This is a genomic window from Serratia sp. HRI, assembly GCF_010119335.3.
GTDB classification, from domain to species: domain Bacteria; phylum Pseudomonadota; class Gammaproteobacteria; order Enterobacterales; family Enterobacteriaceae; genus Serratia; species Serratia nevei.
On record NZ_CP083690.1, the window covers coordinates 3,714,694 to 3,724,492 of the forward strand.

The window sequence follows — 9,799 nt, forward strand, 5'->3', positions numbered from 1 at the left end:
ATGCTCACGCGCTTGCGAGAAATTGTAGAGAAGGTGGCCGCGGCGGCCAGTCTGACGGATGCGCTGGATCTGCTGGTCAATGAAACCTGTCTGGCGATGGACACCGAAGTGTGTTCCATCTACCTGGCGGACAACGATCGCCGCTGTTACTACCTGATGGCCACGCGCGGGCTGAAAAAGCCGCGTGGGCGCACTATCGCATTGGCGTTTGACGAGGGCGTCGTCGGGTTGGTCGGCCGCCGGGCCGAGCCTATCAACCTGGCCGATGCCCAAAGCCACCCCAGTTTCAAATACGTTCCGCAGGTGAAAGAGGATCGTTTCCGATCCTTCCTCGGGGTGCCGATCATTCATCGGCGCCAGCTGCTGGGCGTGCTGGTGGTGCAGCAGCGCGAACTGCGCCAGTTCGACGAAAGCGAAGAGTCTTTCATGGTCACCCTGGCCACGCAGATGGCTGGGATCCTGTCACAGTCGCAGCTCAACGCCATTTTCGGCCAGTATCGCCAAACGCGCGTGCGCGCGCTGGCGGCTTCGCCCGGCGTGGCGGTGGCGGAAGGGTGGCAGGACAGCAGCCAGCCTTCTCTCGATCAGGTTTACCGCGCGTCGACGCTGGACACCGCCAGCGAGCGCGAGCGCCTGACCCTGGCGCTGGAAGAGGCCGGCGCGGAATTTCGCCGCTTCAGCAAGCGTTTTGCCGCCAGTTCGCAAAAAGAGAGCGCGGCGATCTTCGATCTTTATTCTCACCTGTTAAACGACGCCCGTCTCAAGCGCGAACTGTTCGCCGAAATCGACAACGGTTCGGTGGCGGAGTGGGCGGTGAAACAGGTGATAGAAACCTTTGCCGAGCAGTTCGCCAAACTGCAGGACACCTACATGCGCGAGCGCGGCAGCGATCTGCGCGCGCTGGGCCAGCGCCTGCTGTTCCACCTCGACGACACCACCCAGGGCGCCACCCAGTGGCCGGCGCGTTTTGTGCTGGTGGCGGATGAACTGACCGCGACATTGCTGGCCGAAGTGCCGCAGGATCGTCTGGCCGGCGTGGTGGTGCGCGACGGTGCCGCCAACTCGCATGCGGCAATTCTGGTGCGGGCGATGGGGGTACCGACGGTGATGGGCGCCGACATCCAGCCTTCTCTGCTCAGCCAGCGGCTGCTGATCGTCGACGGTTATCGCGGTGAACTGCTGGTCGATCCTGAGCCGGTACTGGTGCAGGAATATCAACGGCTGATCAGCGAAGAGCTGGAGCTGAGCAAGCTGGCGGAAGACGACGTCGAGCAGCCTGCGCAGTTGAAAAGCGGCGAGCGCATTCAGGTGATGCTGAATGCCGGCCTCAGCCCGGAACATGAACAGCTGTTGGGCGGCCGGGTGGATGGCGTGGGGCTATACCGCACCGAAATCCCGTTCATGCTGCAAAGCGGCTTCCCTTCCGAAGAGGAGCAGGTCGCGCAGTACCAGGGCATGCTGCAGCTTTACCCGAGCAAGCCGGTCACGCTGCGCACCCTGGACATCGGCGCCGACAAGCAGCTGCCCTATATGCCGATCAGCGAAGAGAACCCTTGCCTGGGCTGGCGCGGCATCCGTATTACCCTGGATCAGCCGGAGATCTTTTTGATTCAGGTGCGCGCGATGCTGCGTGCCAACGCCGGCACCGGCAACCTGGGCATTCTGCTGCCGATGGTCACCAGCCTGGAGGAGGTCGACGAGGCTAAACGCCTGATTGACCGCGCCGGGCGCGAGGTGGAAGAAGTGCTCGGCTACACGATCCCGAAACCGAAGATCGGCGTGATGCTGGAAGTGCCGTCGATGATTTTCCTGATCCCGCATCTGGCCGGGCGCGTTGATTTCATCTCGGTCGGCACTAATGACTTGACGCAGTACCTGCTGGCGGTGGATCGCAACAACACCCGGGTCGCCTCGTTATACGACAGTTTGCATCCCGCGATGTTGCAGGTGCTGAGACTGATCGCCGAGCAGGGGAAAGCAGCCGGGTTGCAGCTTAGCCTCTGCGGTGAACTGGCCGGCGATCCCATGGGCGCGCTGTTGCTGGTGGGTATGGGCTATCGTAATCTGAGCATGAACGGCCGCAGCGTGGCGCGCATCAAATACCTGCTGCGGCATATCGACCTTGCCGACGCCGAAGTGCTGGCACAGCGGGTGCTGAACACTCAGATGACCACCGAAGTGCGCCATCTGGTGGCGGCGTTTATGGAGCGGCGCGGCATGGGCGGGCTGATCCGCGGGGGCCGATAGCCGCCGCGCGGTGTGATTTTTTTACAGAACTTTTCCCGCCCTGCCGGACCGGACCGCGCTAAGCCTATGTTATGATGCGCAACCTCAGCGCGGCGCATGCTCGTCGCCTTGCACACCACAGCGGCTAACGCTGCCGTTTGCAAGGCGCGGGATAATCTTCGTCGCCGCTTGGCACCTGCCGCCCCCGCATGGGGAAAAATAACAGACATGTTGTGGTGATAGATGAGCAATAGCTATCTGGCGTTTCCTAAATTTGATCCGGTCATTTTCTCCATTGGCCCGGTTTCTTTGCATTGGTACGGCCTGATGTACCTGGTCGGCTTCGTTTTTGCCATGTGGCTGGCGGTGCGCCGCGCCAACAAGCCGGGCAGCGGCTGGACCAAAGACGAAGTTGAAAACCTGCTCTACGCCGGTTTCCTGGGCGTATTCGTCGGCGGCCGCGTGGGCTATGTGCTGTTCTACAACTTGCCGCTGTTCCTGGATAACCCGCTCTATCTGTTCAAGGTCTGGGATGGCGGCATGTCGTTCCACGGCGGCTTGATGGGGGTGATTCTGGTGATGTTCTGGTTCGCTCGCCGCACCAAACGCACCTTCTTCCAGGTTTCCGATTTTATCGCGCCACTGATCCCATTTGGTCTGGGGGCCGGCCGCCTCGGCAACTTCATCAACGGTGAACTGTGGGGCCGCGTGACCACCGATACCCCCTGGGCAATGCTGTTCCCAAGCTCGCGCAGCGAAGACGTGGCCCTCGCCGCCGCCGATCCTTCTCTGCTGCCGCTGCTGAACCAGTACGGCGTACTGCCGCGCCACCCGTCGCAGCTGTATGAACTGCTGCTGGAAGGTGTGGTGCTGTTTATCATTCTGAACCTGTTTATTCGCAAGCCGCGGCCGATGGGCGCCGTATCGGGCCTGTTCCTGATCGGTTATGGCACATTCCGCATCATCGTTGAGGCGTTCCGCCAGCCGGATGCCCAGCTTGGCCTGTTCGACGGCGTTATCAGCATGGGGCAGATCCTGTCCATCCCGATGGTGGTGGCCGGTGTTATTATGATGATTTGGGCGTACCGTCGTCGCCCGCAGCAACAACTGTCGTGAGGGACAAATGAAACAGTATCTGGATTTGATGAACAAGGTGCTCGCCGAGGGCACCCCTAAAGCCGACCGTACCGGCACTGGCACGTTGTCGATTTTCGGCCACCAGATGCGTTTCAACTTGCAGGAAGGTTTCCCGTTGGTGACCACCAAGAAATGTCATCTGCGTTCGATCATTCATGAGCTGTTATGGTTCCTGAACGGCGATACCAACATCGCCTACCTACGTGACAACAAGGTCACCATTTGGGACGAGTGGGCCGATGAAAACGGCGATCTCGGCCCGGTGTACGGCAAACAGTGGCGCGCCTGGGGCGCAGCGGACGGCCGTCAGATCGATCAACTGAGCAACGTGCTCCAACAGCTGAAGCAGGATCCGGATTCGCGCCGCATCATCGTTTCCGCCTGGAACGTCGGCGAGCTGGATCAGATGGCGTTGGCGCCGTGCCACGCGTTCTTCCAGTTCTACGTAGCGGACGGCAAGCTCTCTTGCCAGCTGTACCAGCGTTCCTGCGACGTCTTCCTCGGCCTGCCGTTCAACATCGCCAGCTACGCGCTGTTGGTGCACATGATGGCGCAGCAGTGCGATCTGGAAGTGGGCGATTTCGTCTGGACCGGCGGCGATACCCACTTGTACAGCAACCACATGGAACAGACTCAGCTGCAGCTGACGCGTGAACCGCGTCCGTTGCCGAAACTGGTGATCAAACGCAAGCCGGCTTCGCTGTTCGATTACCGTTTCGAAGACTTCGAGATCGAAGGTTACGATCCGCATCCGGCCATCAAGGCACCGGTCGCGATCTGACCTTAACCGCATCACATCAGGGGCGCAGCGATTGTGCCCCTTTTTTTATCCGCATTGCGCACCGCGCCGCATTTTATTGTCGCCACTTGTCGCTATAGGGAAAACATTGCATAGCTTGCCGCAAGGCTTGCGCATGCGGCTTTACCGCCTTGTTACGGCCCTTACACTGGCCGCATGAAAGAAAATACGCTATCGAACATCAATGACCGCCAGCGTGGCATGACGCTGATTGAGCTGTTGGCGGCGCTTCTGATCGCCGGCATGCTGACCGGCTGGGGCGTCGGGCAATGGCGCCACCATCAGCAAACGCTGCGCCTGGAACATACTGCCCAGCAGCTGCTGGCGTTTCTGCTGCGGCTGCAGGCGGACGCCAACTGGCGCAACCGCACGACGCTGCTGTGGTTCAAGAACGGCACGCCCTGGTGCCTGGGCGGGGGGGTGCCGCCGCCGGATTGCGCTTCCGCCGAGGGTTCCGTTTTCTCACCGTCTTATCGCGACGTCGCTTTGAGCGGCTACACCGGCAAAGAGATTGGGTTTTACGGTTTGCGCAATACCGCACAGGCGGGGCACATCCTTCTCAGCAACGACGCAGGCAGCCTGCGGTTGGTGCTGTCTGCCCGTGGGCGACTGCGTTTGTGCAACGAAGGGCAGCGGCTCAGGGGCATGGCGCTATGTTGACTTTAGAACGCGGTTTTACCTTGCCGGAGGTGATGTTGGCGTTGGTCTTCGGCAGCGTAATCGCGCTTGGCGCGGCGAAAACGTACCCGCTGTTGCGCCAGCAAAGCGTGGCCGTCGGCCAGCACTTTCGGCTGGAGTCAACGCTGCGGCAGTTGGCGTTCGGCATTGAGAAAGATCTGCGCCGCGCCGGTTTTTGCGCCGGGCAGTGCGCCGGCCGGCCGCTGCTGATCGGCCAGGCTGCGGGAGAAGCGGCGGGCAGCTGCGTTATCGTCGCCTACGACATTACTCGCAGCGGGCAATGGCTCACTTCGGGCGAGGATGCAGGCTATTTCGGTTACCGGCTGCGCAATGGCGCCTTGGAAGGGCAGCGCGGCGTGAGCCAATGCGGTGGCGGTGGCTGGGAGCGGCTACTCGACCATGACGAGGTGCGCATTGAGCGGTTTCATGTGGCGATTGAGCGCGGGGAGCACGGCGGGGCGCTGGCCCGTCTGACGCTGGCGGGGCGCTCCGCCAGCGATGCGCGTATCGGGCGCAACCTGAGCGGGAGCGTCGAAATGGCAGCGCTGCCATGAACCGGCGCACCCAGCGAGGCGGTAGCACCCTGGCGGCGGTGATGTTGCTGTTGGCGCTGGGGCTGATGTTGCTTAACGCTCAGCATCGGCAGTTGGATAACGCGCTGTTACTGGCTGCCGATCAGCAGCGTTACCTTCAGGCTTACAATCAGGCCGCTTCGGCGCTGAGTTGGGGCATCAGCCAGCGCTGGCCACGCGCTGAGCTGAGTGCGGCGGCCTGGTTATGCAGGCAGCGCGCGGAGCTGACGGCCTGCGCTCGGCTGTCTGCCAGAGCGGGCGTTGTGACGGTACGCGGCCTTGGCGAAATGCGCGGCGGTGAACCGCTATGGTTGTATCAATGGGGCACTTTTAACGGCGCGGAGGCCGCTGGCAAGGTGCAAGCACAGCCGGGCGGTCGGCTGGATTTTTGCCCCGAGAAAAGGCTGGCCGACTGTGACGGCTAACGCTCGGACTGGGCGGCTATCCCGCAACGGCTTCAGCCTGCCGGAAGTGTTGGTGGCTGCCTTGCTGTTCTCGGTGTCGCTGCTGGGCTTGTTACAGTATCATCAGGTGCTGTTGCAGTCGTTTCAGCGCCAGTGGCACTACCGGCAAGCCTGGGGGCTGGCGCATCAGCAGCTGGAGGCGTTTGCCGTCACCGGACGGCTCGAGGCTGAACCGCTGCCGGAAGGGTGGCGACGCGAGACGGCGCTTGACGATGCGGAGAGTGATTGCCGCCGATTGACGGTCAGGATCCAAACGCCGCAGCGGCAGTGGGCAACGCTGAGCCGCTGGTATTGCACCCGCTTTTAAGCCGGTATGTCTTTTGTTTTAAAGGAGCCTTGATGTTCACGGTTTATCATTCCAATCAGCTGGATTTGTTGAAAACGCTGACCAGCGCGCTGATAGCCAGAGATCCGTTGGCCGATCCTTTTCAACAGGAAGTGGTGCTGGTGCAGAGCCCCGGCATGGCGCAATGGCTGCAGATGCAGCTGGCGGAACAGTTCGGCATCGCCGCCAATGTCGCGTTTCCGCTGCCGGCGACCTTTATTTGGGACATGTTCACCCGGGTGTTGCCGGATATCCCGAAAGAGAGCGCCTTCAGCAAGGACGCCATGACCTGGAAGCTGATGTGGTTGTTGCCGGAGATGCTGACCCAGCCGGCGTTTGCGCCACTGCAGCACTATCTGACCGATGACGGCGACAAGCGCAAGATCCACCAGTTGGCCGGCCGGGTCGCCGACCTGTTCGACCAGTATTTGGTTTATCGCCCGCAGTGGCTGGAGAGCTGGCAGCGCGGTGAGCGTATCGACGGTCTGGCGGAGGCTCAGCAATGGCAGGCGCCGCTCTGGGCGCGATTGGTGGAGTACACGCAAGAGCTGGGGCAGCCGGAATGGCACCGCGCCAATCTGTACAGCCGCTTTATCCACGCGCTGGAGCAGGCAAAAACGTGCCCGCCCGGTTTGCCGCCGCGGGTGTTTATCTGCGGCATCTCGGCATTGCCGCCGGTCTATTTGGAGGCGCTGCAGGCGCTGGGGCGGCATATCGATATCCACCTGATGTTTACCAACCCCTGTCGCTATTACTGGGGCGACATTCAGGATTACGCTTTCCTGGCTCGCTTGCAGAGCCGCAAGCGCCGTCACTACCACCAGGCTCGTGAGCAGGGGCTGTTCCGCGAGCCGGATGACGCGGCGCGCCTGTTTGACGCCGAAGGCCAGCAGCAGCTCAGTAACCCGCTGCTGGCCTCCTGGGGCAAGCTGGGGCGCGATCACCTCTATCTGCTGTCGCAGATGGAAGGGGCGCAAGAGGTCGACGCCTTTGTCGACATCCCGGCCGATACCATGCTGCACGCCGTTCAGCGCGATATGCTGGAGCTGGAAGACCATGCGGTAATCGGTATTACCGCGGAAACGCTGGAAAGCAGCTTCAGCAAACGTCCGCTTGATGAGAACGACCGCTCCCTCAGCCTGCATGCCTGCCACAGCCCGCAGCGAGAAGTGGAGGTTTTGCACGATCAACTGCTGAGCATGCTGGCGCAGGATCCGTCGTTGACGCCGCGCGATATCATCGTGATGGTGGCGGATATCGACAGCTACACGCCTTACATTCAGGCGGTGTTCGGCAATGCCCCCGCCGAGCGCTACCTGCCGTTCGCCATTTCCGACCGTAAAGCGCGCCAGGCACATCCGGCGCTGCAGGCGTTCATTTCACTGCTCGATCTGCCGCAAAGTCGCTTTACCTCGGAACAGGTACTGGCGCTGCTGGAGGTGCCGGCCCTGGCCGCCCGTTTCGCCATTGGCGAAGAGGGGCTGCGCCTGTTACGTCATTGGGTCGGTGAATCCGGCGTGCGCTGGGGCCTGGACGACGATAACGTGCGCGAACTGGATCTGCCCGCCACCGGCCAGCATACCTGGCGCTTCGGCATTACGCGTATGCTGCTCGGCTACGCGATGGACAGCAATGCCGGCGATTGGCAGGGCATTTTACCTTACGACGAATCGAGCGGATTGGTCGCCGAGTTGGCGGGGCAGTTGGCGGATCTGCTGGCGCAGCTCAGCCACTGGCGGCAAATCTTGAGCGAAGCGCGCCCGCTCGAAGCGTGGCTGCCGCTGTGCCGGCAACTGCTGGATGCCTTCTTCGCTGCGGACAGCGACACCGAAGTTGTGTTGGCGCTGATCGAACAGCAGTGGCAGCAGGCCATCAATTTTGGCCTGGCGGCGCGCTATCCCGATGAGGTGCCGTTGACCATTCTGCGTGACGATCTGGCGGCGCGCCTCGATCAGGAGCGCATCAGCCAGCGCTTCCTCGCCGGACAAATCAACTTCTGTACGCTGATGCCGATGCGTTCCATTCCGTTCAAGGTGGTGTGCCTGCTGGGCATGAATGACGGCGTGTATCCGCGCACGCTGCCGCCGCTGGGGTTCGATCTGATGGCGCAGCAGGTTAAGCGCGGTGACCGTAGCCGTCGCGATGACGACCGCTATCTGTTCCTGGAAGCGATTTTGTCCGCTCAGCAGCGGCTGTATATCAGTTTCATCGGCCGTTCCATTCAGGACAACAGCCTGCGCTACCCTTCGGTGCTGGTCACCGAGCTGCTGGAGTACCTGGAGCAAAGCTATTGTCTGCCGGGAGATGAGGAACTCAGCGCAGACGCCAGCGCCCGGCGGGTAGGTGAGCACTTGCTGAAGTGGCACGCGCGCATGCCGTTCGCCGCCGAGAATTTCTTGCCGGGCTCGGAGGCGCAAAGCTATGCCGCCGAGTGGCTGCCCGCCGCCGATGGGCGCGGTGCGGCGCATCCGGCGTTCAACCAGCCGCTGCCTGCCGAAGCGCTGCAGCAAATATCGTTGGATGAGCTGCTGCGATTTTACCGCCATCCGATTCGCGCATTTTTCCAACTGCGGCTGGGCGTCAGTTTTATCCTGGAAGAGACCGAGCTGCCCGACGAAGAACCCTTCACGCTGGATAACCTCAGCCGCTACCAGTTCAACAGCCAGCTGCTGAATACGCTGATAGACGGCGACGATCCCGAACGGTTGTTCCTGCGGGTGCGCGCCGCCGGCGGCTTGCCCTATGGCGCCTTCGGCGAAATCTATTGGCAAAAGCAGCAGGAAGAGATGAGCGAACTGGCCGAGCAGGTGCGTGCGGAACGCGCAGAGAGCCATAGCCTGGAGCTGGATATCGATATCGCCGGCGTGCGCCTCAGCGGCTGGCTGCATCAGGTGCAGGATGACGGCCTGCTGCGCTGGCGGCCCGCTACGCTGTCGGCGGTGGACGGCATATTGCTGTGGCTGGAGCACCTGGTGTACTGCTGCGCCGGCGGCACCGGCGAGAGCCGCATGTATGGCCGCAAGAATTCCGCCTGGCGCTTTGCCGCGCTGGCGCCAGAAGAGGCACAGGCGCAGCTGGCGGAACTGCTGGCGGGCTATCAGCGCGGTCTGAGTCAGCCGCTGCTGTTGCTGAACAAGAGCGGCTGGGCGTGGCTAAGTCAGTGCTATCTGCCGGAAACGCAGGAAATCGACTGGGAGGAAGAAGCGCAAATTAAGGCACGCGCCAAACTGCTGCAGGCCTGGCAGGGCGATCAGCGCATTTCCGGAGAAGGGGAAGATCCCTACGTGCAGCGGGTGTTCCGCCAATTGGATAATGAATACTTGGCGCAAATACTGGCCGAAACAGAGCGTTATCTGTTGCCGGTGGCGCGGCATAACCTGGGGTAACAATCCCCCGGTGGTGCTGTGCGGCGGGAGGTGGTAAAAATAACGAAGGTTATATTCAACCATTGGGGTAATTCCCGGTCTTACATAACGAACAGGCATATACCCGCCGTGTTTCGGGCCGCCACATTGGCGAAGAACCCGGCGAGTACCGATTTGGTTATGTGGTTTTGATGCACGTCGCCAACGTCAGGGAGTGGGCGTAGCGACGTCAG

The 9,799-nt window shown here is 61.7% G+C and carries 8 protein-coding genes; all 8 read left to right on the top strand.

The window, feature by feature from the left end; translation table 11 throughout:
* The 8 genes from ptsP (at nt 1) to recC (ending at nt 9,587) form a co-directional block, all read left to right on the top strand.
* Nucleotides 1-2,247 (top strand): phosphoenolpyruvate--protein phosphotransferase, encoded by a 2,247-nt coding sequence (ptsP, locus tag GF111_RS17785; RefSeq protein ID WP_047729970.1) that lies wholly within the window; start codon nt 1-3, stop codon nt 2,245-2,247.
* Nucleotides 2,248-2,469: 222 nt separating this feature from the next.
* Nucleotides 2,470-3,342: a prolipoprotein diacylglyceryl transferase gene (gene lgt, locus GF111_RS17790; protein ID WP_055312345.1), complete on the top strand. Its 873-nt coding sequence runs from the start codon at nt 2,470-2,472 to the stop codon at nt 3,340-3,342.
* A 7-nt stretch (nt 3,343-3,349) separates the two neighbouring features.
* On the top strand, nt 3,350-4,144 hold the full coding sequence (gene thyA, locus GF111_RS17795; protein ID WP_016929918.1) for a thymidylate synthase: 795 nt from the start codon (nt 3,350-3,352) through the stop codon (nt 4,142-4,144).
* A gap of 174 nt (nt 4,145-4,318) precedes the next feature.
* Nucleotides 4,319-4,822 (top strand): prepilin peptidase-dependent protein, encoded by a 504-nt coding sequence (locus tag GF111_RS17800; RefSeq protein WP_102779437.1) that lies wholly within the window; start codon nt 4,319-4,321, stop codon nt 4,820-4,822.
* Nucleotides 4,816-5,394, top strand: a complete 579-nt coding sequence (locus GF111_RS17805) for a prepilin peptidase-dependent protein (RefSeq protein ID WP_147190188.1) — start codon at nt 4,816-4,818, stop codon at nt 5,392-5,394. The genes GF111_RS17800 and GF111_RS17805 overlap by 7 nt, the downstream gene beginning before the upstream one ends.
* Entirely contained in the window at nt 5,391-5,837 is a 447-nt protein-coding gene (locus GF111_RS17810) for a YgdB family protein (protein WP_060434158.1), read from the top strand. Before GF111_RS17805 ends, GF111_RS17810 begins: the two co-directional genes overlap by 4 nt.
* Nucleotides 5,827-6,183 (top strand): prepilin-type N-terminal cleavage/methylation domain-containing protein, encoded by a 357-nt coding sequence (locus GF111_RS17815; RefSeq protein WP_048234614.1) that lies wholly within the window; start codon nt 5,827-5,829, stop codon nt 6,181-6,183. The genes GF111_RS17810 and GF111_RS17815 overlap by 11 nt, the downstream gene beginning before the upstream one ends.
* 32 nt (nt 6,184-6,215) lie before the next feature.
* Nucleotides 6,216-9,587, top strand: coding sequence for an exodeoxyribonuclease V subunit gamma (gene recC, locus GF111_RS17820; protein WP_060434160.1), 3,372 nt, complete (start codon nt 6,216-6,218; stop codon nt 9,585-9,587).
* Nucleotides 9,588-9,799: the final 212 nt, after the last annotated feature.